This window comes from Saltatorellus ferox (genome assembly GCA_007751475.1).
Classification (GTDB): domain Bacteria; phylum Planctomycetota; class UBA1135; order UBA1135.
Map to the genome: position 1 here is coordinate 108,246 of CP036434.1, position 23,179 is coordinate 131,424.

At 66.8% G+C, this 23,179-nt stretch carries 15 protein-coding genes; 7 read left to right on the forward strand and 8 right to left on the reverse strand.

Features of this window, described 5'->3' with window-relative positions; all coding sequences use genetic code 11:
* The first annotated feature begins 5 nt into the window (after positions 1-5).
* Positions 6-1,652 carry a serine/threonine-protein kinase gene (locus Poly30_RS00405; protein WP_145194046.1) on the forward strand — a complete coding sequence of 549 codons (1,647 nt, stop codon included), beginning with the start codon at positions 6-8 and terminating at the stop codon, positions 1,650-1,652.
* Positions 1,653-1,675: 23 nt separating this feature from the next.
* Positions 1,676-2,629 carry an FHA domain-containing protein gene (locus Poly30_RS00410; RefSeq protein ID WP_145194047.1) on the forward strand — a complete coding sequence of 318 codons (954 nt, stop codon included), beginning with the start codon at positions 1,676-1,678 and terminating at the stop codon, positions 2,627-2,629.
* 24 nt (positions 2,630-2,653) lie between these two features.
* Here the strand turns inward: Poly30_RS00410 and Poly30_RS00415 are convergent, their stop codons facing one another.
* Entirely contained in the window at positions 2,654-3,439 is a 786-nt protein-coding gene (locus Poly30_RS00415) for a 3-keto-disaccharide hydrolase (RefSeq protein WP_145194048.1), read from the reverse strand.
* 98 nt (positions 3,440-3,537) lie between these two features.
* Here Poly30_RS00415 and Poly30_RS00420 point away from each other — a divergent pair, with 98 nt between their 5' ends.
* Positions 3,538-5,481: a carboxypeptidase-like regulatory domain-containing protein gene (locus tag Poly30_RS00420; RefSeq protein ID WP_145194049.1), complete on the forward strand. Its 1,944-nt coding sequence runs from the start codon at positions 3,538-3,540 to the stop codon at positions 5,479-5,481.
* A gap of 34 nt (positions 5,482-5,515) precedes the next feature.
* Here Poly30_RS00420 and Poly30_RS00425 read toward each other — a convergent pair whose 3' ends face one another.
* A complete protein-coding gene (locus Poly30_RS00425) occupies positions 5,516-6,361 on the reverse strand; it encodes a phytanoyl-CoA dioxygenase family protein (protein ID WP_145194050.1) in 846 nt (281 codons plus the stop codon).
* Between Poly30_RS00425 and Poly30_RS00430 the strand changes: the two genes are divergently transcribed.
* Positions 6,360-7,586, forward strand: a complete 1,227-nt coding sequence (locus Poly30_RS00430; protein WP_145194051.1) for a hypothetical protein — start codon at positions 6,360-6,362, stop codon at positions 7,584-7,586. The two genes, Poly30_RS00425 and Poly30_RS00430, sit on opposite strands and share 2 nt — an antisense overlap.
* A gap of 123 nt (positions 7,587-7,709) precedes the next feature.
* Here the strand turns inward: Poly30_RS00430 and Poly30_RS00435 are convergent, their stop codons facing one another.
* The 5 genes from Poly30_RS00435 to Poly30_RS00455 all read right to left on the reverse strand — a co-directional run bounded on the left by Poly30_RS00435 (position 7,710) and on the right by Poly30_RS00455 (position 14,761).
* Entirely contained in the window at positions 7,710-9,665 is a 1,956-nt protein-coding gene (locus Poly30_RS00435) for a HEAT repeat domain-containing protein (protein ID WP_145194052.1), read from the reverse strand.
* A gap of 190 nt (positions 9,666-9,855) precedes the next feature.
* The gene (locus tag Poly30_RS00440) at positions 9,856-10,968 is read right to left on the reverse strand and encodes a hypothetical protein (RefSeq protein WP_145194053.1); all 1,113 of its coding nucleotides are present in this window, start codon (positions 10,966-10,968) and stop codon (positions 9,856-9,858) included.
* Positions 10,969-11,084: 116 nt separating this feature from the next.
* Complete coding sequence (locus tag Poly30_RS00445; RefSeq protein WP_145194054.1) at positions 11,085-11,669, reverse strand: inorganic diphosphatase; 585 nt, start codon at positions 11,667-11,669, stop codon at positions 11,085-11,087.
* 102 nt (positions 11,670-11,771) lie between these two features.
* Complete coding sequence (locus Poly30_RS00450; protein WP_145194055.1) at positions 11,772-13,040, reverse strand: cation:proton antiporter; 1,269 nt, start codon at positions 13,038-13,040, stop codon at positions 11,772-11,774.
* A 26-nt stretch (positions 13,041-13,066) separates the two neighbouring features.
* Positions 13,067-14,761, reverse strand: coding sequence for a formate--tetrahydrofolate ligase (locus Poly30_RS00455; protein WP_145194056.1), 1,695 nt, complete (start codon positions 14,759-14,761; stop codon positions 13,067-13,069).
* Between the two features lie 71 nt (positions 14,762-14,832).
* Between Poly30_RS00455 and Poly30_RS00460 the strand changes: the two genes are divergently transcribed.
* A complete protein-coding gene (locus Poly30_RS00460) occupies positions 14,833-16,065 on the forward strand; it encodes a phospholipase D-like domain-containing protein (protein ID WP_145194057.1) in 1,233 nt (410 codons plus the stop codon).
* 87 nt (positions 16,066-16,152) lie between these two features.
* Positions 16,153-18,903, forward strand: a complete 2,751-nt coding sequence (locus Poly30_RS00465) for a sigma-70 family RNA polymerase sigma factor (protein WP_145194058.1) — start codon at positions 16,153-16,155, stop codon at positions 18,901-18,903.
* 25 nt (positions 18,904-18,928) lie between these two features.
* Here the strand turns inward: Poly30_RS00465 and Poly30_RS00470 are convergent, their stop codons facing one another.
* Positions 18,929-21,820 carry a sigma-70 family RNA polymerase sigma factor gene (locus tag Poly30_RS00470; protein ID WP_145194059.1) on the reverse strand — a complete coding sequence of 964 codons (2,892 nt, stop codon included), beginning with the start codon at positions 21,818-21,820 and terminating at the stop codon, positions 18,929-18,931.
* 229 nt (positions 21,821-22,049) lie between these two features.
* Here Poly30_RS00470 and Poly30_RS00475 point away from each other — a divergent pair, with 229 nt between their 5' ends.
* Positions 22,050-23,171: a sensor histidine kinase gene (locus Poly30_RS00475; protein ID WP_145194060.1), complete on the forward strand. Its 1,122-nt coding sequence runs from the start codon at positions 22,050-22,052 to the stop codon at positions 23,169-23,171.
* Positions 23,172-23,179 lie beyond the last annotated feature (8 nt).

Genomic DNA, 23,179 nt, shown 5'->3' on the forward strand with positions numbered 1-23,179 from the left:
TCGCGATGGACGACCGTGAAGATCAGCTCCTCGAAGACGCCGGTGAGGTCTATGCCGACTGGCGCGTCGCCGGGCACCAGGCCTCGGACCTTCAGGCCTTCGAGAAGCTGTGCGCAAGGCAGCCCCTGCTGGCGACCTATCTGAAGCGCATCCGCAGGCTCGATGTCGGGGCCCGGCAGATAGCGGAAGAGGAGGGGGCGGCGGCGGGCGGCCTGGCCTTCGAGGGGCGCGTGGACACCGCGCGCACCGAAATCCAGGACGCCGCTCGACTGCCTGGCAAAGCGACCGAGCAGCGCGCGCGCGCGACCATGGAGAAGGCCCGGAATCGCAGGCTTTCGTTCGGAAAGTACCATCTGACCGGGCTTACGTCCGACTGGACTCAGCTGGGCAAGGGCGGCGCTGGCTCGGTGTACCGCGCGTGGGACGAAGATCTGGCGCGCCAGGTCGCTCTGAAACTCCTGCACAAGAAGTTCGTGGATCCCGATAGCGGCGTGGAGGCCGGCATGAGGCGCCGCGCCCAGGCACGCTTCCTGCACGAAGCCCAGCTGACGGCTCAGCTGGATCACCCAGGAATCGTGCCACTCCACGACTTCGGGATGACGTCGACGGGCCGCCCCTACTTCACGATGAAGCTCGTCAAGGGCAAGACCCTCGGCCAGGTCATCGAGCTGATGAAGGGTCGCAGCGCATCCTGGACGCTCACGCGGACGCTCGGCGTCCTCATCAAGGCCAGCGAAGCTCTCGCCTACGCCCACGCGAAGGGAGTCATCCACCGCGACCTCAAGCCGGCCAACATCATGGTGGGCAAGTACGGGGAGGTCTACGTGATGGACTGGGGCCTCTTGAAGAAGGTGGAGCGCGATGGGTCGCTCGCGGACATGGCGCTCACCCGTTTCGCCGAGGTACCGGAGGGGCCGGAGCTCGCGTCCGCTCCAGCCGATGGGATCACGGACCACGGCGACGCGATCGGGACGGCCACCTACATGTCGCCCGAGCAGGCGCTCGGTGATCTGGAGGCCGTGGGGCGCGCGAGCGACATCTACGGCCTCGGCGCGATCCTCTACCACATCCTCTCCGGATCGCCGCCCTTCATGGAGAAGGGAGTTCTTCCGGGTCTTCTGACGATCCTCGAAGCGCACCGCAGCGGTCGCGGGCCCGAGTCGATCGATCGAGTCGCGCCCCACGCTCCGGCGGCGCTGCGCAGGATCGTGACGCGAGCCATGGCTCACGAACCAGCGCAACGCCACGGTTCGGTGACGGAGATGGCGAACGAGGTCCTCGCCTTCCTGGAGGGCCGAGTGGGCAAGGACTGGGTCGCCAGTCCCTTGCGCAGCACGCTCCGGTGGGCTCGGCGTCGACCGAGCGCAGCCGCGCTGATCGTCGTCGGCCTCGTGCTGGCAGGCGCAGGCTTTCATCGAGTGTTGTCTCCGCCCGAGCCGTTCCGTGGAACGTTCATTTCGGAGCAGCCTGGGCGGGAGGCTGAAGGCCACTGGATCGACCGGAACGGCGAAGAGGGCCTTCCGGAGATCCTCGAGCTCCTGGAGAAACTCGTGGGCGCCGAGGGGCAGGAACGAGATGGGGTGATCGAGCAGATCGGACTCCTGCTTCAGCGGGGTGGCCCCGACGTTCCGGGCGAGGGGCGGAGTCGATAGACTCGGGCGCCCGCCTTTTTCCCATGCAGCTATCGATCACCGAAGAGGGCCACGCGCCGATCCTGGTTCGCGTGCCCGGAGCCGACCAGTCTCCTGTCGTGACGATCGGCCGAAGCGAAGAGAACGACATCGTGCTCACGCAGTCGTTCGTGAGCGCCCGTCACGCGCGTCTCTTTGCGGGTTCCATGATCGAGGACGTCGGGTCGAGGAACGGTACGTTCGTTGGTGGTAAGCGGATCGAAGGGCCCACGCTTCTGGTGGGTCGATCGTTCTCCCTCGGAGGGCACGCGCTGGTCGTCGAGCCGAAGCTATCGGCGGAGGACGGAATGGCCGCAGCGATGGCGTCAGCCGTTCTCTCGCTCTCCAGGGAGGTGGCTGGAGGGAGTGCCCGCCCCGGGAAGCTCGTCCGCGACGATGAACTTCCGCTCCTGGGAACGCTCGTCGCCGACGACTTCGAGAAGACCGAGGTGCCCGCAGACTCCACGGCGACTGACCTCTACATCTACGAGGCGTTCCAGTTCATCCGCAACGCCGAGAGGATCATCTCCAAGATCGCGGGTGGCCTGACGAAGGAGCCGAGTCACCACACCGCCCTCCCCGATGCGGACAAGAACTTCCGCCAGCACATGGCGGAACTCCTGGTTCAGCGCCACGATCCCGCCACGCGCGCTGACTTGCACGACTATCTGAACAAGGTGTTCGAATGGCTCTATGCTGCGGTGCACTGCTATCAGAAGGCCGCGATCGCGGTCGTCGACGAGCTCAAGGGAGAGCTTTCCAGGCACTCGCTTCTGAGAACGGACCTCGTGCCCTGGCATGCGCGACTGCTCGGGCTGGAGCGGTCGGCGCTCTGGGATCGCGCCGAGTCGCGCCTCGAGGATTGGACGCAGACCCACGTGATCGATCGACTGGAGGCCCAGGTTTCCTCGGCGGCCAGGTCGTTTCGTATGTCGAACGACCTCGACGACCTGGAGTGAAACGGTCGGCCTGGATCCAGATCTCTAAGGCAGGCGGCGGATCCTCAGGTTTCGAAAGACGACGGGCGCGCCTTCCGCTTCCAGCGCCAGGTAGCCCGTCGCCGGTTCGCACTGGTTTCCGCCCGTGACTTCCTCTCCGTTGACCCAGAGTCGAACCTCTCCGTTGATGGCGCGGATGTAGTAGTGATTCCATTCACCGACGTCGTGGCTCAGCCGCTTCGTCGGGAAAGACCGAATGCCGTCCGGTGTCCCGACGTGGTAGCTCGTTCCGTCCTCGGCGAGGTAGTCGATCTCCGGCGTGAAGGGCTTCATCTTCGAAGCGCCCACAGGGAACACGTCGCCGTGGCTCGTGAACCAGTCCGAGTGCTGGCCGTTTCTCGCGAGATGGTTGACCTCATAGCCAAGGTCCAGCACCTGGACCTCGATGCCACTGCGCGGGAGGGATCCGGGCGGGAGGTCCGTGAACGCCGACTCCGGGCACCACAGGAACACGCCCGAGTTCCCGGCGGCGACCGTGTGCTTCCACTCCAGCACCATCTCGAAGTTCTCGTACGTCTCCAGCGTCCGCGCACCACCGATCGGGCGGCCCGAGCATTGAATCTCTCCGTCGACCTCTTTCCAGGTGGTCTCGTCCCCGTTGACGTTGACGAAGTCCTTGAGGGAGAGCTCGGTCCAGCCCTCGCCCGTGACGACGGCGGCCTTCAGCGGCGCCTCCGCCGTGAGCCAGGCGCCTGAGGTGAGGACGAGCGAAGCGACGACGGCGGAACCGACAAGGGCGGCGGCGACGGCCAACGGAGCGGGGTGGCGCATGACGTGGAGGAAGGGGGAGAAAATGGACTCACAGGATTCTACGTCAATCGGCGGCACCTGCGGAGGCGAGTCCCACGCGGTACGATCACGGGATGCGCGTGAACCAGCTTCGAGATCGCCGAGCGCTACTCGCCCTCGTGACGGTGGCGTTCGCCGTCGCGTGCTTCCTGCTGCGAATCGGGCCTGTGGCACGTGACCATGGATCAGCGCTGGCCGCGGAACCCGTGGCGTCCCAGTTCCTCTCTGTCGAAAGAGCCTCTGAACTCGTTCCCGTGGAACCGGTCGCCGAGGTAGCGGAGCGAATCGTCACGCGGTCGGAACCAGCTCCTGCGGCCATGCCGGAGCGCTTACGATTCGCCGCCGAGCCGGACGCTGCCGTCAGGCCCTCCGTTGAGCCGCTCACGTGGTTCTCGGGCGTCGCCGTCGCGGCCGAGACGGGAGTTCCGCTGGAAGGAGTGGAGGTCCGAGGATCGTCGTCACGGCAAAAGAACATCTCGTTCGATGGAAAGCTGCTCGCGACGACGGACGCCTCGGGCCGGTTTCGAGTGAAGGCACCCGCGGGTGTCGATGCGAGGCCGGTCGCCTTGCTCTCCGAGTTCACGGGGCCTGCTCTCGTCCAGCTGCACGAGAGGGACCCCGCGACCCCTCAGGTGATCCGCCTGCATCAGTCGGCCAGTCTCTTCGGTTCGGTCGAGGGGCTCGAGGAGCCTGCGCGGGTTATGGTGACTACACGCGCCTACCAGCTGGCGAAAGATTGGCCCGCGGGGACGATGATCTGGATGTTGGATCCGGAATGGACTTCCGTGGTCCAACCCGGCGGCCTTTTCGAGCTGCGGGGCCTCCCGCCCCGATGCAGCCTGTCCGTTTCCGTCCGTCCGGCGGGCGATGGTCCATCGATCCTGGTGGTCCCGGAAGCCATGACCCTGGAACCCGGCGAGGCCCGTGAGCTCCACTTGACCGCCGGGTCAGGAGCGACGATTCTCGGGCGAGTGGTGGACGGTGAGGGGGCTCCGATTTCGGACATCGACGTGGGGCTCTACGCGTCCCATGTCGCTCACCAGGGGCTCGTGAAGCCCTATTGGACGACGACCTCGACGGCGCGCAGCGCAGCGGACGGCAGCTTCGAGTTCGCCGACGTCCAGGCGGGGCTCTGGTATCTCGGCGCGGTCGCCAGTAGCACGGTGGCAGAGGAGAGCGATCCCCACGTTCGACTGGCGCAGACGGTCGAGGTGCCGGAGCGCGGCGACGTGGACGTGACCCTTTGCCTCCAGCGCGGTCTCTACGTCGAGGGGGTCGTCATGAACGGCCAGGTTCCGGTTCACGAGGCCCGCGTCTTTGCACGCATCGACGCATCCGGAGTCATCACCTCCGCGTCGCCCGCCTACGATGGCACGTTTCGGATTGGACCCTTGCCGCGCGGAGACGTGATTCTCCGCGTGATGACCTCCGGCTCGAACGCCGGCCCTGCCCTGATCGCGCCCTCGGAAGAGGTCACCGTTCCTGCCGGCACTTCCGGCGTCGTTCTCCGCGTCAAAGACGGATGCGCGATCACCATGCGGGGCTTCGATGACGAATCGGGCCAGCCTGTGCAGGCGATCTTCACGGTCTCGTCGGAAGGGTCCATGCGCTCCGGCCGAGAGTACCAGACGGTCACGACCGTCGATGGCCTCGCTCCAGGCCGCTTTGCTGTCCGAGCTTCCACCCAGGACGGGCGAGCAGGGATCGTTGAGGGAATCACGCTGGGAGCCGGCGAGCACGCCGACGACGTGCGCGTGCGAATCGCACCGGGCGGAACGATTCAGCTGGTCAACGGAGAGGCTGGCACCTTCCTCATCGCGACACTGCTTCGGAACGACGAATGCCTCGGAACCAACGGTTGGGAGTCCTGGCGAGAGACCAGCTGGTGCGTTCCTGCGGGCGCGTACCGGGTGGAGCTCGTGCTACTTGAATCGGATGGGGGGAAGAGCCTGGAGGTCCACCGTGAGGAGCGCAGCGTCGTCGTGAGCACCGGTGAAACCGTCGAAGTTCACGTTTCGAGGTAGGCATTCAGAAGGCCGGGCCCACCGGACCTGAGCCTCAAGACGAACGCAGCCCGCTCACCTTTTCCAGCACCGCCAGGTCGTCGCCGTGGCTGTGGGTGAAGCCCATCGCGCGCTCTGCCTCTACCGTGGCACGACTTCGATACGCCACGACGTAGGCGCGGCGCCAGCGATCGCTCGTGTTGCCGCCCGATCCGTGCAGGATGCGTTCGCGGAAGCAGAGCGCATCGCCCCGGCGGATGGGGGCCGGCACGACGTGGTCCTTGGCCTCATCGATATGGGCGACGATCGTGTGCGACGTGTCCCGGTCTCCGTGGAGCGGCACGTGGGGCCGAAGCTCCGGCTCGAGATGACTGCCGGGCACGAAGTTGAGGCAGCCGTTGTCGTCGCCCGTGTCATCGAGCGCGAGCCAGACCGTGACCGTCTCGGGATCGGGGGTCGCGGGCCAGTACGCCAGGTCCTGGTGCCAGTGGAACACGGCGCCGGGGCGGCGCGGAGGCTTCGCGACGAGCTGGTCGTAGTCGAGTTCGGTCGCGCTCGGAAGGAGCGCGCGCGCGACCTCGGCCGCCGCGCGCTCGTAGGCATTGCCGCGCCACTCTGGGAGATAGCGCCGCGGCAGCATAACGTTGAGCACGTCGAGCCTGTCAACCGCCGTCAAGCGATCGTCGGCCGAGCTACCGCCCGTCTGGTACTCCGCCGCCATGTCGCAGAAGTCGCGCCCCTCCACCGGAATCTCGCCGCGCAGGAATCGCATGTACGTGACTTCGAGTTCCGCGAGCGTTGCCTCGTTCAGGAGACCGGTGACGTGAACGTAGCCATCGCGCTCGAAAGCCTCGCGATCGGCGGGCAGAATGGGGCTGGGTGCCTGCTTGCTGTCACTCATGGGTATCCGTTTCTCCGGGCTTCCTGAACTCTTCGAATCGCCTGCTCTCTCGGACTCGTTCGAGTCTCCAACGCTATCGCGCATGCGCTGCATTCCGCCTCCCTACATCTTCCTGTTGACCCCACCCACGTGGGTGATCGAATGGGCCATTCTGGGCTGGAGCCTTCTCGCCGTCGGCGTGCCCCTGCTGTGGTTCGGCTGGTCGAGGCGCCGGAGCGCCGCGGGTAAGATTCTGATGAACCTCGGATTCCTGCTCGCCTTCGCCGGTGCCGTCGAAGTCGGGTACTGGGCCACACGCCCTTCTGAACTGGAGCGTCGGCCGCCTAGCTATCAGGCCTACATCGTCGACGATCCCGATCTCGGCTATACGGCGCTGGCAGGTGCCCGAGCCAGCGTCGAGCTCTGGGACGGCTCGACTCAGGTTTACGGCACGGAGTACGTTTTCGACGAGTTCGGCACGCGGCGAGTTCCTGCAGTGGACGGCGCGTCGCCAACGGGCAGCCTGCTCTGCTTCGGAGGATCCTTCATGATGGGCGAAGGGCTGGCGGAGGACGAGACTCTCCCAGCGCGCCTTCAGGCGGAACTCGGGGGCCGCTTGCGCGTCATCAACTTCGGGCTGCACGGCCAGGGGGCGCATCAGATGCTGGCTCGATGTCGATCGGGTCGCATCGAGGCGATGCCCATCCCGCCGCCGAAGGCGGCGCTCTACTGGGCGATTCCCGATCACATCGTGCGAGCGGCCGGTCTGAGGTCATGGGACAAGGCAGGGCCCCTCTACGAATCAGATCATGGGGGGCGAGTGAAGGAGGTCGGGACCTTCGCTGACCTTCCGGGCCACCCCTTGCCTGCGCCCGGAACCACGGGTCTGGCGTCGATCTCCTGGATTCGAAGGCGAACCATGAGAACGCAACCGAAGACGACCTCGATGGACCTCGAGCGCTGGGCTGGCATCGTCGCGACCGCTCAGGACGAAGTACACGAGCGCTTTCCTGGCTGCAGCTTCCATGTCCTCCTGGACGACCCCCAGGCCAGGCTTGCGGACACCATGCAGGACGCTCTCCGGAAGCGCGGCATCGAAGCTCTGCGCGTCTCTCAATTCCTTGACGGCTATCGCGGTGATCCGAAACCGTGGAGGATGCATGCCAAGGACGTTCATCCGACGGCGAAGGCGACCGAGATCCTTGCCGCGGGCCTGGTGCCCCGAATCAAAAGTTCGTCGCATTAGTTTCGCCTGTTTTGCTCCGTAGCTGCGTTGCCGGACCTTGGACGGAACGACTGGGGACGCTCATCTTTCCGTCGGATCGATGACGCGGATGCGCCAGAACCTGAGCCGTTCTTGCTCAGGCTCTCAATTTAGATCGAGCAGGCCGCGGCCGTTCCCGGTGAGCGTTTCCGTCACGGCGAAGTAGGGATTCGCGTGGGCCACGGGCGTTCGCCAGGGTAGCGGCGACTCCTCGCAAAGGAGCCCCAGTCCCACGATGGCGAACGCGCGGGCCGCCGTGGGCTGGCTCTCGTCGTCGAGGAGTTCCAGGAGCGGCGTGGCCGCGCGCGCGTCGCCCACGCGGCCGAGGGCGGCCGCCGCGGCGCCGCGGCCCGAGGCGCTGCGCGCCTTCTTCAGCGTGTCGATCAGCGTGGGCACGACGGTCGGGTCCTGGATCAGCACGAGCGCGACGGAGGCGCTCCAGAGAAGCTCCGGCTGGAACCGCGACGTCTCCATCAGCTGATGAAGGTCCTCGCGCGCGGGCTCATGGTCGAGGAGCCCGAGCGCGATGGCGAGCTGGCCGCGGGCGAGAGGATCCTTCGTCCGTCGAAAAGCGCCATGGATCTGGTCGCCCGCTCGGCTCCGGCTCTCCTCGTCACTCCCTTCGTGGGCCAGCGCGCAGGCGATGCCGTAGGCGCCGATGAACGCGGCGCTTCGCTCGTTTCGGACGCGATCACGCAGCGTCAACGCCGCGACCGGATGGTTCGACTGTCCCGCGCGCTGGAGATGCCAGTTCTGGATGCCGAGGGCGAGTGAGAACCACGGCAGCGAATCCGCCCGGCCGCGGGCGAGCCGCTGCAGGAGAGCGCGGCGGCCCGTCTCGAGCCCGGCCCAGCGGTCGCCCTTGGCCGCATCCACGGTTCCATCGTCGGCGGCGGCTTCGGTGGGCAACGGGTCCGATCCCTCCCGCGACGTGGCCAGCGCCAGCGCGATGCCAGCGAAGTGCTGCTCCAGAACGTTTCCGGTCTTGAGCGCCTCCATGAGGGTCCGCATACCCTCCCGATCGAGGGAGCTGCTCCCCGCCGTGAGCACTTCCCCAAGACCGATCCAGGCGGCGGTTCGAAGGTGAACCGAGCTGTCACCGGACGTCGCGACACCCAGCAGCGTCCGAATCACCCGCTCCCGAACGTGCGGCGGCGCATCGCTGCCTAGTCGGCCGAGCGCGGTGATTCCGTGCACGCGCGCGAGCCGCGGGAGCAGGTCCCCGCGACCGCGACTGCGTTCCGGATCGAGTCGTTCCACGAGCCAGCGCACCTGCGCCTCGCGCGCGACGACGTCGTGCGCATGCGTCGAGGCTCTCGTGGCCCTGTCCGGAACGGTCAGCTTGTCGGGAACCGGGCACAGTCCGATGGCGAGTGCGGCCGCGGTCGGGATTTCATTCGAACGATGATCGGCAGCCATCGCTTCCATGAGCGCGGCGGCGATCCGCTGTCGCAGCGCAGGTTCGTCGCGCTCGTGAGCCATCAGCCCGAGACCGAACGCTGCGAAGGCACTCGTGCGCACCGGCACGACCGTTTTGCCGACGAGCCGGCCGCCTTCCTCGCTCGACGCGAGAAGGTCCAGGAGCGGCTGGAGCGCGGCGTCTTCGCCGAGGATTCCGAGGCTGAGCGCCGCGGTCTCCGAGATCTCCTGGGACTTCGCGCTGAGCTTCTCCTTGATCGCCACGCCGACCCGAATCGCCAGATCGCGGCGCTCGCCGCTTCCGATGCGCGCGACCGCGATGAGGGCGGCCGACACCATGCTGTCGTCCCGCTCCGTCTCCAGAACTTCCAGCAGCCGCGGGAGAATGTCGCCTTCGACCCTCGAGCGCGGCGGCATCAGCGATTGTCGTGGGGCCCGCGTCGACTTGCCTCCGGAGAGGGGTCCATCGAGTTCGAGGTCGTGGAGGCCGAGGTAGCGGTCGCGCTCGAAGTTCCACCAGCGTGTCCAGTCGAGTTCCCCCGTGTCGGGCGCCGCGCCGCCGCCCAGGGAGACGCCTGGGGCCGCGGGCGGGCCAGGGACCGTGGCGCCGGGGCTTCCGGGACCCGCTGCGGGAGGGCTCATCCCCGGCGGAGGAGGCGAGGCTGGCCCAGGACTTGACGGCGGCCCTGGATAGGCACCGCCATGAAGGAGCGAGAACGCGGCGAGGGCGATGGAAGTCAGCATGGTCGTCGGGAACTACCCCGGTGCGACCCGAGTGTATCGATCCATTCTCGATCGATTCGCCCTCCTTGGAAAAGGGCAGACTCCTAGCTCATTGAATCGTGACCGCGACGCCGTTCGTGAAGTTCGACGTGGGGCCGCTCGGGCTGCTATCGCGATACCAGGCCTGGAAGTTCCTGGTATCGCCCACGCCGAGCGAGATGAAGCCGGTCGGGGTCGGCACGCTGGTCAGGTCGATCGGTAGCTGAATCTCGCCCATGGCGCCGGAGTTCTGGATCTGGCCGGGGCCGACGTAGCGACCGATCGCGCCGCTCAGGCACAGGTTGCCCGCACTTCCGGCCGGGTTCATCACGAAGCCCTGGGCGGAGCTGTTGATGAAGAAGCCGAACGAGAAGTTCGGGAGCGAGGTGGCGCTCAGGGTCATCTGGTTGACGGCGAGCACATCGCTGCCGAGCGCCCGGATCTCGCCGCTCAGACCCGCCGAGTTGACGGCCGCCGTGCCGCAGAACTGGATGCCGACGCTTCCACCGCTATCGAGCACGAAGTTGTCGAGGCTCAGGACGTGGCTTCCGAACCAGCCAGCGCCACCCCACGGGCGATTCATGGCGATGCCGACGTACGAGACGTCGCGGATCACGGAATCCCAGAGATCGTCGTCGCTGAACGTGCTCCACGGGCTGCTGGGCAGCGCCGCCGCGGACCAGCCTGCGGGCAGAGTGGCCTCGTTGGAGGGGATGGGCGTACTGATCGTCGCCCACGGCACGAAGCCGAACTGGAAGTTGTCGCCCGTGTGGACGAAGACCCAGGCGTCATCCGCGAAGCTGTTGGGCGTGCCGCCGTCGTTGGCGAGGACGAGGAAGGGCAGCGTGCCGAAGTTGGCCGAACCCGACTCGACCTGGCGATCGAAGCGGAAGCCGCCCACGCCGAGAGCGCGGAAGTTGCCTCGGTAGGGCTGGGTCGCAGAGGCCGGAACGATCATCGCGGCCGGAAGGTTCGACGCCGCGTTGGAGACCATGATCTCCAGTCTTCCGCCCGGATTGCCGCCGGTAGCACTGTGCGTGCCGGACGCCGTGAACTCGAGGCCCCAGTCGTTCGGGTTGCCGATCTCGAAGTCGTCGGCGCCCACCTGGGCCTGGGCGGTCGAGGCTGCTCCGAGGAGCGTGAAGAGGGCGAGGAGGCGGAATGGAGGGCGAGTCGAGCGCATGGATCGGATGGGTGATGCCTGGTTCGGAGAACGGAACTCCTCCATTGCACCATCCAGCCCATGGCCAAGGTGTAAGTTTCCTGGAAACTAACCCAGTAGAATTCCGTCGGGCGATCTCAGATCGCTGCCGGCGCGTCTCGCCCTTCCAATGCCTTCGCCGCGTAGCTCGCCAGCGCTTCCACGACGATCTTCCGGGCGGCCTCCCGGTCACCCCACCCACGGCTCGCCGTGTCGCCGCCTTCGAGCTCCTTGTAGGTCATGAAGAAGTGCTCGACGTGCCGCTTGAAGTGCGCCGGCATGTCCCCGATGTCCGTGATCTCCGCGAAGTGCGGGTCGCGGTTCGGCACGGCGATGATCTTCTCGTCCCCGTCGCCGCCGTCGACCATGAAAAAGACGCCGATCACCCGTGCGTCGATCAAGCAGCCAGGGAACGTGGGCTCGTTGACCGCGATCAGCACGTCGAGTGGATCCCCGTCCTCCGACAGCGTCCCGGGGATGAAGCCGTAATCGCCGGGATAGACGTTGGACGTCGAGAGATTGCGGTCGAGGCGGATCAGGCCGGTCTCCTCGTCCATCTCGTACTTGTTGCACGAGCCCTTGGGGATCTCGACGAGCGTCCGGACGACCCGTGGACTGTCGGGGCCAGCGCCGAGGCGTGAGAGTCGGGCGTAGAGGGTCAGGTCGCGTCGTTCTTGGCTCATCGGTTGATCCTCGCAGGCATGCAGAGGTTCCATCGACGAACCAGACGAAGTTTTTGAGGATGGGACGGAGATTCTCCGGCCTTTTGTCCCTTCTCCCGGAGGTCACCGTGCCGCCGCTGCGATCTCGGCGGTCTGGCGATCGATGCGGGCCGCGAGGCGGCCGACGGTCAGACCCTGGACCACGATCGAGAACACCACGACGACGTAGGTGGCCGTGAGGAAGATATCGGCGGTCTCGCCCAGGCCCTCCCTCAGGATCAGCGCGAGCGCGATCGAGATACCGCCGCGGAGGCCGCCCCAGGTCAGAATGCGCACGGTGCCCGGGTCGAACGTGCGACCTGCTGAGAGCAGCTTGACCGTGCCTCCTACCGCCACGAAGCGCACGAGGAGCGTCATCGGAATGGCGACGAGGCCGAACAGGAACGGCTCGTGGCTCCAGGGAATGACCAGCACTTCGAGGCCGATCAGGACGAACAGAAGGACGTTGAGCAGCTCGTCGCAGAGCTCCCAGAAGTCATCGAGTCGCTGGACCGTCAGGCTCGACATCGCGCTCCGTCGGCCCTGGTTGCCGATCAGGAGGCCCGCCACGACGACCGCTAGCGGACCGGACGAATGCAGAGCGCCCGCGAGGCTATAGACGCCCACGCAGAGCGCGAGGGACAGCAGCACCTCCACGAGGTAGTCGTCGATCTGGCGCATGAGCCAGTACGTGAACGTGCCGAAGACCGCGCCGAGCACGAGCGCACCGAGCACTTCTTTGACGAAGAGCAGCGCGATCGCGCCGGGCGCGGTCGCGTGGTCCGCCGTGGCAAAGCCGAGCAGCGCGACGAAGACGACGACGCCCACGCCGTCGTTGAAGAGCGACTCCCCGGTGACCTTCGTCTCGAGGGACTTCTTGACGCCCGCCGATTTCAGGATGCCGAGGACGGCGATCGGGTCGGTCGGCGCGATGAGCGCGCCGAAGAGAAGGCACGGCAGCCAGTCGACCGGGTGGCCGATGCTGTCGAGGAAAAGCTTGGACAGGGCGCCGACGGCGGCCGTCGAGATCACGACCCCGACGGTCGCGAGCGCGGCGATGATCCACTTCTGGCCCGCGAGGTCCTCCAGCTTGACGTGCAGCGCGCCCGCGAAGAGCAGGAACGCGAGCATCACGTCGAGCAGAGCGTCGCTGAAGTTGACCTCCTCCAAGAGCTGGCGGACCTGCTCGATGAAGCCCGGCGACACGACACCGATCCCCACCATGCCGAGCGAGGCAAAGAGCGCCATCGCCATCACGCCGATGGTGGACGGCAGGCCGAAGAAACGTCGGTTGACGAACGCGAGCAGGGCCGCGACCGTGAGGAGGATCGCGGTGAGGGCGAAGGGGTCCATGGGCTATTGGCTGGTGGCTGCTTGGCTTAGAACAGTCCGATGACTTCGCCGTTCTCGTCGATGTCGACCTGCTTGTACGCAGGCGTGCGACCGAGACCGGGCATCGTCATGACGGTGCCCGCGTAGACCACGACGAATCCTGCGCCCGCAGCGAGGCGAGCTTCACGAACCGGGAACGCGAATCCCCTGGGCGCGCCCTTGAGGCTCGCGTCGTGGCTCAGGCTGTACTGGGTCTTGGCGACGCAGACAGGGAGGTGGCCGTAGCCCTGGGCCTCCAGCGTGGCGAACGTCTTCGCGGCAGCAGGCGCGATCTCGACGGTCTCGGCGCCGTAGAGTTCGTGGGCGAGTCGCTTGACCTTGTCGGCGAGGAGCATGTCGTCGGGGTAGAGCGGCGAGAAGTCGGCTTCACCGGACTCGGCGGCGGCGACGATCGCGCGGGCGATCGCTTCTCCGCCGGCTCCGCCCTTGCCGTGGACCTCGGAGATCTCGGCCGCGCGCGCGCCCGCGGCGAGAGCGCGCTCCTGGACCAGCGCGATCTCGGCGGCGGTATCGGTGGGGAAGCGGTTGATCGCGACCACCACGGGGACGCCGAATTTACGGACGTTCTTCACCTGAGCCTCCAGGTTCGAGCAGCCGAGACGGACCGCCTCGACGTTCTCGTCGGAGAGTTCGGGCGGGAGCTTGCCGCCGACCATCGCGAACTGGCCGGAGTGCATCTTCAGCGCGCGGATCGTCGCGACGAGCAGCACCGCGTCGGGGCGCATGCCGGACGCGCGGCACTTGATGTCGAAGAACTTCTCGGCGCCCATGTCGGCCCCGAAGCCGGCTTCCGTCACGAGGTAGTCGACGTGGTGAGCGGCGACGCGGTCGGCGACGATCGAGGAGTTGCCGTGGGCGATGTTCGCGAACGGACCGGTGTGCACGAACGCGAGGGTGCCCTCGGTGGTCTGCATGATCGTGGGGTCGATGGCGCGGCGCAGGATCGCGGCCATGGCGCCCGCGCACTCGAGGTCGTCGGCGGTGACAGGCTCGCCCTTGCGATTCTGGCCGATCACGATCCGGCCGAGGCGGCGGCGCACATCGGCGAGGTCGTCGCTCATTCCCAGGATGGCCATGACCTCGGACGCGGACGTGATGTCGAAGCCGGTCTCCATCGGGACGCCGTTGGCCTTGCCGCCGAGGCCGGTGACGATCTGGCGGAGCACGCGGTCGTTGCAGTCGACGACGCGGCGCCAGGTCACGGTGAAGGGATCGATCTCGAGCGGGTTGTCCAGCAGGATCGACGCGTCGATCGCGGCGGAGAGCAGGTTGTTCGCCGCGGCCGCCGCGTGGAAGTCCCCGGTCAGGTGGAGGTTGAAGTCCTCCATGGGAACGACCTGGCTGAAGCCGCCGCCGGCGGCGCCGCCCTTGATGCCGAAGACCGGACCCATGGAGGGCTGGCGGATCGCGCAGGCGGCCTTCTTCCCGATCTTGTTCAGGGCCAGCGACAGACCGACCGTGTGGACGGTCTTGCCCTCGCCCGCGGGCGTCGGCGTGATCGCGGTGACCATCACGTACTTGCCGCGCGCGGGCCCCTCGGCCTTCGTGCCCAGCCGGTGATCGACCTTGGCCATGTAGCGGCCGTAGGGCTCCAAGGCGTCGTCGGGGATCCCGTAGGCCGAGGCGATCTCGCCGATGGGTCGAAGCTGGATGTCGCGGGCGATTTCGAGGTCTGAACGCATGGGGGGGAGGTTACCGATTCCAGCGACGGAGCGGGCAACTTCTCGCAGGCGTCTCCGGGTAGCCTGGGTCCATGCGCATCGCCCTCACGATCGTCCCGCTCATCCTGTCGCTGCCGGTGTTGACCGAGGCCCTCCAGGAGCGCTCGCCTGCCACCCTTCGCCTGGTCGAGTCGTTTCCCGCGGAGACGACGCTCGATGCGCAGGACCTGCCGCAAACGGCAGACGTCTGGCTGGAGATGATCCGCGGTGCGGAGCGGGAGGTCCTCCTCTCGCACTTCTATGCGGCGACCGCGGAAGAAAGCGTGCTGAACCCGGTGATCGAGGCGCTGAAGGAGGCGGCTGCCCGCGGCGTGCGTGTTCGCATGGTCCTCTCGAAGTCCTTCGAGAAGACCTACCCGGAGGTGCCGGCCGAGCTCGCGGGCACCGATGGCATCGAGGTGCGCTTCCTCGACTTCAGGGAGCTCGGCGGTGGGATCGTTCACGCCAAGTACATGGTCGTCGATGCGAAGCGTTCGTTCCTCGGCAGCCAGAACTTCGACTTCCGCGCCATGGATCAGATCCAGGAGCTCGGGGTCGAGGTGGTGGAGCCCACGTTCGCCACGGCGCTGGCCGCCCTCTTCGACATGGACTGGCGGGCCGCAGGGCATGAGCCGCAGCCCGCTGGCGGCCATGGCGCTGACGCGAGTCGCCTCGGCGTTTCACTCGATGGGAATCAGGCAGACCACCGAGATCCGAGCACCATCGTCACGCTCTGTGGCAGCCCGCGCGATTTCTTGCCCGGCGGGATGGCCTGGGACCTGCCCCTTCTGGTGGAGCTCATCGAGGGCGCGAAGAAGACGGTGCGGGTCCAGGTCCTGACCTACGACGCCACCGGTCGCTACGACCCGGGCTTCTTCCATGAACTCGAAGGAGCGCTTCGCTCCGCCGCCGCGCGCGGCGTCCGCGTCCAGGTGCTCGTGGCCGACTGGTGCAAGCGCGAGGGCGTGATCGACGGCCTGCAGTCCCTGAACGCCAATGAGGGCATCGATGTATCGTTCGTGGTGATTCCCGAGTCGAGCGAGGGCTTCGTTCCGTTCTCCCGCGTGGCCCACGCGAAGCTCTGCGTCGCGGACGAGGACGCAGCCTGGATCGGTACGAGCAACTGGGAGCGCTCCTACTTCACGCAGTCGCGAAACGTCAGCGTGATCCTGGAGGGCACGGCGGTCGCCTCCCGCCTCGCGAAGTGGTTCGACGCGACCTGGAACAGCCCCTACCGGGAGCCGGTGTTGCCCGGCAAGACGTACGAGGCACCCAAGAAGGACTGAGCCAAAGGGAGTGACCTCGGGCGGCTCGCCGGGATTTTCTCTCGATCGAGGGTCACGAACTCTGCCTTCGATGCACAGGGTCCCGTGATGTCCGATTCCCCTCCCGACCGCAGCGATCCCGACCCCTGGGGCGCGAGTTATCTGCTCGAGCAGGCCAGCTGGGTTCGTCAGATCGCCCGGTCCATGCTGCGGGACGAGGAAGACGTGCGCGACCTCACCCAGGACGTCATGGCGGAGGCCCTTGCGTCCAACGTGCCCGACCAGGGACCGAGTCTGCGCGCCTGGCTCCGCACCGTCACGCGCAGACTGGCGATCCGGCGCTACCGTCGAAAGAACCTGGAGCACGCGTTCCTGGAGCGTGAGGGCGAAGAGCGCGCGTCGGCCGTGGACACCTTGCTCGCCGAGAAGGCGGATGACGCACTGCGGCTGCACGAGGAACTCGTGAAGGCCCTGCGCGATCTCGATCCCGCGGATCGGACGCTGCTCGTGCAACGGCACGTGGACGGGATCTCGCCCGCGGAACTCGCGCGGCGCGCGGACGTCTCGCCGATCGTCATGCGCAAGCGCCTGTCACGGGCCCTGGAGCGGCTGCGGACCGGGCTGGGTCGTCGCCTGGGTCCTGATGAGCACGATCGAGTCCAGGCCGATCGCGCCCGTCGGGCACTCGTGGTCCTCGCCACGCCGCTCCCGGCGATTCCATACGGGGCCCCGGCGCCCGCGACCCCGTCGACGGCTCTGCTGCCCGCGACACTGATACCCCCGACTCTGATCACCATGGGACTCCAGAAACTCACCCTCGTGACCGCCGCAGTGCTCGCGCTCGGTGGAATCGCGTTCTTTCAGCTACGCGCAACCGAGGTTGGCGTCGATCCCGTTCCCGTGAACGAGGCGCCCGCCACCGACGTCGCGCAGCTCACGCTACCGGAAGCGCAACCAGGTACGGGGCGCGATGCGGTGCTGTTGTCGCCTGACGCCGAGGACCCGGTAGCGGCCTCCGACGTCGAAGTCCCGGAAGAATCGGCCTACGTCGAGTTCCGAGGACCCGATGGCGTGCCGCGAGCCGACGCGTTCGGAGCCTGGATCGACGCGGGCGATACTCTGCATCCCCTGGTAGTGGGTGGAGATGCCCGCTGTGCCGTGCCGGCAGGGATCGCTCTTCAGATCGTGGCAAGCGCACCGGGCTCCTTGCCGGTGAACCGGCGATGCGCGGCGCTCGAAGCGGGGGCCGTCGAGTCGATCGAACTCCTCGCGCGACCCCGTGTGCGTATGCGGGTCACCGTCGATGGGGCGCCGCCTGAAGAACGGATTCGGTTCACCTTGAATGCAGGCGGTGTCGCGCTGGCCGGCGGAGTGTACGGCATGGGGCTTGACGTCCGTGAGGAGCTGGATCGCATGGGGTTGATCCAGCGAATCGCTCCGGTGGAGACGGACCTCGAGGGAGCGATCGACGTCGAGCTTCCGGCCCGCATGGAAAGGCTGAACCTTGGGATCCCGGAGGGTTTCCTCGTGAATACCGTGAACGGTGAGTCAGCTGTCAACGCGAAGGATGTCATCGGAGTTCCCACTGGACCGGAAGTGACCACGGTCGATCTGAGAGCGCTTCCGCGCGTCTTTGGCCGCATGGTGTGGGAGGATTCGGGCGCGCCCTATGTGGGCGACGGCATGGGCGTGCGGACCTTTGCAGAAAGCGCCTCCGGAGGAGAAGGTGGAGAGACGGTGGAGGAGTTCTTCGGGTTCCAGACGAATACTCACGGACGTTTCTCGATCGGGATGCACGAGATCTTGGGGACGCCACGGGAGGCGGCGGACGGAACGCAGAGCTTTGTCTTCGACATCGGTGAACGACCTGCGTTCACCGTGGGACTCGAGGCCCGGGATCATGGGGCGGTCGCGCAGGACCGGCACACGTTCAAGGTTGACCCGCTTAGCCACCGGCAGAACCTCGGCGAGATTCAAGTGCGGCGGCTGCCTCATCTGCGGGTGCGAATCGTGGGAGAGAGAGGTGCCGGAACGGAACCGATCGTCGCAGGAGTCGCCTCTTCGGTGCAAGCGGTCACGACGGACCGGGAGGGACTCGCGGAAGTGAGCCTCGGGCCGGAGGGCTGGATCGATGTGCTGTCTCCCGGCTACGAGTTCGTTCGGGTGACGCCGCCGCCAGGACCGGCGGGCGCTCCGTCGAGCGAAGCCAGCGAAGTCTGGACGGTGAGCCTTGCGAAAGCACCCTCGCTGCGCGTGCGAATGCCGCCGTCCCTCGCGTCGACCGATCCGAAGCTCCAGCCCTCGATCACCCTTCGCTACACGGACTCGCCGTTCGGGAGCTTCTCCGATCCCGCTGCGCCACGTCCCGAGCTCTCCCAGGCGCTCTACCGCGCCGTGTTCGGCCTGCGCCACGAGCAGCAGCGGGCCATCGGGAAGTCCTCGATCGAGTTCTATCCGTCCGATGGCGGGCTGGTCACGATCTCCGGCCTTCGCGACGGCGCGAGCGTCTCGGTCGAATGGACCGACTTCATCGGAGGCGTCTTCGCATCGGAACCGCTTCAGTTCGAAGGGGATGGCGAGGAGATACGGTGTCCCCGTGACGTCGAGCCCGCCTTCCTCGAAGCGACGATGGTCGGCCCGGATGGAGCGCTGGCACCCGGTGGCTTCATCATGTTGAAGGGGGCGAATCGGAGAACATCGGCGATCTACTTCGAATCGGCAACGCTGTTTCTGGGACCGCTGGCAGGGGCTACCTGCGACCTGAAGATCTTCAGCCACACCGGATCACGCTTCGAGAACAAGGAGATTCCGCTCGCGCCCGGTTTGAACTCGATCGACGTCCAGCTCGGGTCCGAGTGAAGGAGCGCCGGCCCGAAGGCCTTGGCTACCGCGGAAGCAGCTGGATCGTGAAGTCGTGGTTCGAGCGGTAGCCTCCGGACAGGCAGCCGCCGATGGAACCCTGGAGTTCCGTCCCCTTCTCATCCGTCGCGGTCGCCAGGAACGTCCGCCCGCCGGGCATGGGCTCGAGATCGAGAACGAGTGGCTCTCCTGCGGGAACGGTGAGGCGCTGGAGTTCGGTGCGGGTCTCGATGTGGAGGATCTGGAGGTCGACTTCGCCCGAGAAGGGAACGCCGGACTCGGAGACGAAGGTGAAGCGAAGCTCGGTGGCTGATTGGAGGGGGATCCGAAGCTCCGTATCCTGGCCCGAGCGAATCGTGATCCGGGTCGGGTCCGCGCGGAAGTGGGAGGCCTGTAGCTTGAGTCGGTACTCGCCGGGCGGAAGCCGAACGGGCTCGGGGAGAGGCCACGGGAGGTCCGTCATGGCACCGGGTCCGCGGCCTTCGGCGTCTCGAATCAGCATCCAGCGGAAGGTGCCCGGGAGCCCCGTGGAATCGGTGCCCGCCGAAGCAACGGGATACTTCGCACTCGAGGGGGTGATTGACCGTCTCCCGGGTTTCTCGAGCACGATCTCGCCCAGATCGAGGACTTGACCTGACACGAACTGAAGGGTGCGTTCCGACATCGGGAAGTTGAGGTCGTCTCCCTGAACGAAACCCAGTCGGTACTCGCCGTCGAAGTGGCTCGCGGCCCGGAAGGAACCATCTGGCTCCAGCGGCGAGAATGAGCCCCATCCCGTAGCGAGGGAGAAAACCAACAATCGAACGGACTCCACGGGAGCCCCGTCGGCGTACCGCACGCGACCCTGGACGACTCCCAGCGCGAGTGCACTCTCTGGCAGTACCAGGCGTACGTCAGCCCCTTCCCGGTCGAAATCCTGGAACACGCCGATCGGAAGGCTCCGGTCGTATCCGGGCACCGATTGCGCAGTCACGAAGTAAGCGCCTTCGGGTACCCCGGTCAGCGTGAACTCCCCGCCGGCGCCTGAGTAGCCAAAGCCGTAGTAGCTTCCGAAGTCATCCGTGTGGCCCCGAAGAGACCAGCCCACAAGCGGCGCTCCCAGGTGGTCGACGAGCGTTCCGGAGAGTCGGCGTTGTGGCCGTAGCACGGGATCCCAGCGCTCGACTCGATCGGTATCCAGTCGCAGGGTCCTCTGGATTCGCACTTGCCTCAGATGGTTATTCCCCGCGTGGACCTCCTGCTCTCCCGGCTGGAGGCCTCGCAGCTCGAAGCGACCGTCGGGGCCGCTCGTCGCCAGCAGCCTGCCATCCCCGCCCGGGCCTTGAATGAAGGAGCCCTCCAGCGGTGTGCCGTCTTCGGATGTGACGCGGCCGACGAGGACCGCGCCGAGCTCGAGCTTCACCTCGAGGAAGCGCTCCTTTCCAGGTTCCAGCGGTGGGCAAAGGAAGCTCTTATGGAGTAGCGGCCGCTCATGTCCGGGGGCGGCGACCTTCACGGTATGCCCGACGTGGAACAGGTCGGTGAAGAGCGCCTCGCCGTCGGCGTTGGAAGCTGCGCTCCACCGCCAGTCCGGGCCCTTGAAGCCTCGCGCCTGGAACTGGCCGCCTGCGCCGTCCTCGCGCACGGAGACCCTGGCACCCTCGATCGGCTCGTCCTCGTCGTCGAGGATGCGCAGGCGCAGTGCTGAGCCTGGCCCACGCAGGTGCAACTGAATCGGCTCACTCCTGGCATCGTCCGTGAGTGCGACCACGGCTGCGCTCGCTCGACCGGGCGCGTGGCCCGCGACGTAGGGCGTTCCGTCCGGGATCGGCAGCGTGAATCGGCCCGTCGTGGCGTCGGCCCTCACGCGCAGCGGCGCGAACTCTTCCTCCGTGAAGCGAACCTCGACCCAGGCGTCTCGGGCTGGCTCCCCGTTCGCTTCGAGAACCACGCCTGCCCAAGGAGCGTTTGCCTTCTCTTCGCTGGAAACGAGCGTGGCGTCGACGAAGCTCGGCGTCGCTTCGCGTTCGAACTCACGCGCTTGTGCCTTCGGCGACGAGATCCTCGTTTCGGCCTCTTTCTCGGGGGCGACCAGTTCGGTCGCCTCGGACTCCGCGACCTCCAGGGTGTCTTCCCTCGAGAGGTCCGTGCTCCCCTCGGATCCGGGGTGAAGGGCCAGGGTGGCGACGGCCGCCGTGGCGATACCGGCGAGTGCGATCAGTGCTTTGCCCATGAGCAGTCCTGTGGGAATCCAAACGGTGGCGGCGGTGAGAGAGGCGGGGCCGGTGGCGGCCGCAGCGGGCATCGACCGCGCGGCTTCGACGATCGCTCGCCGGACGGCGGCCTCGCCGCGCCCGGCGGACAGTGCGCCCACGGCGCCCAGCGAGAGCCCGCCCGGAAGCATCCGGCGCAGCCGCTCCAGCCCGCGCGCGATCTGCACGCGGACCTGGGCCGAGCTTGGCCCCTGCCCGGACTCGCGGCCCGCTCGGAGCGCGATCTCGGTGGCGCTCTGACCGCGCAAGAGGTGCGGGTCGAGCACGTCTCGGTAGTGCTGCGGCAGCCGCTGAATGGCCTGCCCTACCAGCGCCGCTGTCTCAGCACCGAGAACCGCATCCAGCGGGCTGTCTTCTCCGTCCCGGCTCGTCAACCGCTGCAGATCCGGGGTTCGCGCCTCGGCCTGCCTCGTCCTTGCTGCCTCTCGGATCAGGATTCCGAAAAGCCATGGGCGCACGGCGCGCTCGCTCTCGAACGTGTGCGCCCGCTCCATGGCGCTCAAGAAGGTGGACTGCACGAGGTCCTCCGCCCCCGCGATACTCGCGCCCAGGTGTCGTGCCACGCGGAGCATCTCCGGCCCGACGAGATCGAAGAGTCGCCCGAGAGCCTTTCCGTCGCCGGACCGCCGGTAGCGGAGAAAGAGTGTGGTAGCGCGATCCTGCAAGGGTGAGACCTCCACGGTCACCGCGAATCCAAACGGGAACCCGCGGGCGTAACATGATTGTCAAGATTCTGGCATCGCTCGTCATGCCCTGCGCTGCATCTCTCAGCAGGCTCCTGGAAAGTCTGCAGGAGGTACGGCGGTTGGATCCGACGATTCCATTACCGGGGTTCTGTGACGTGATGGTGCGGTCTGCTCTTGGATCGCCCGCTATCATCTGCGCTCCAAGTGCATGCAGATCCTCTTCGATACCCGTGACTTTCCTCCGCGCTGGCACTGCGGAAACTGGACCGACCTTCATGGTTGGATTCACATCGTGGCGGACGTCGCGACGGGTATCGCGTACTTCGCGATCCCCGCGATTCTGATCTACTTCATTCGGAAGAGAGAAGGTCTTGCTTTTCGAGGTGTCGCCTGGCTCTTCGCGCTGTTCATCCTGTCCTGCGGCAGCGTGCACCTCGTGGAAGCCACGATCTTCTGGTGGCCGATCTATCGCGTCTCCGCGCTCTTCAAGGCGTTGACAGCCATCATCTCCATCGTCACGGCGATCGCGCTGACGCGCATCCTTCCGCGGGCCCTTCAGCTGCCGGGCATGGCGGCGCTCACCGAGAAGCTCCAGGTCGAAGTGGCCCAGCGGGAGCGCACCGAAGAGGCGCTGCGCGACCGGAATTACGAACTCGATCAGTTCGCGGGTATGGCCTCGCACGACCTCAAGGCCCCGCTCCACTCGATCCGCAACTTCGCCAGATGGATCGAAGAGGACTCCGAGAACTCGCTGTCCGATGAGTCGCTTGATCTTCTCAGCAGGCTTCAAACGAAGGCGGGCCAGATGGATGAGCTGCTGGGCGGTCTCCTCGACTTCACCCGGGCGGGCGCAGCGCTGGACCCCGTGGAACTCGACCTCACGGCGGAGGCGCGTGCAACCGTGGAGCTTCTGACCGTTCCGCCGGATGGCACCGTCGAGGTGGGAAGTCTGCCCGTAGTGACGGCGCAGAGGGGGGCGATCCGACTCATCTTGCGCAACGTGATGGCCAACGCCATCAAGCACGCGGGTCGACCAGACGTGAGGATACGCGTGCGTGGGCGGATGGAAGGCACGGACTGCCTCGTCGAGATCGAGGACAACGGGCAGGGCATTGCCGAGGAGTACAGTGAAGAGATCTTCGACATCTTCACGACCCTCCAGTCCGGTCGCGATACCGAGGGAAGCGGTATGGGACTGGCGGCCGTTCGGCGGGCGACCGCGACCCTGGGTGGCCGCGTCTGGGTGGAGCCAACCGAAGGCGGCGGGGCTACTTTCGTCGTCCAGATCCCGCACGCGTCGAACGTCTCGCTCCTGGGCTCCAAAGCATGAGGGACTCG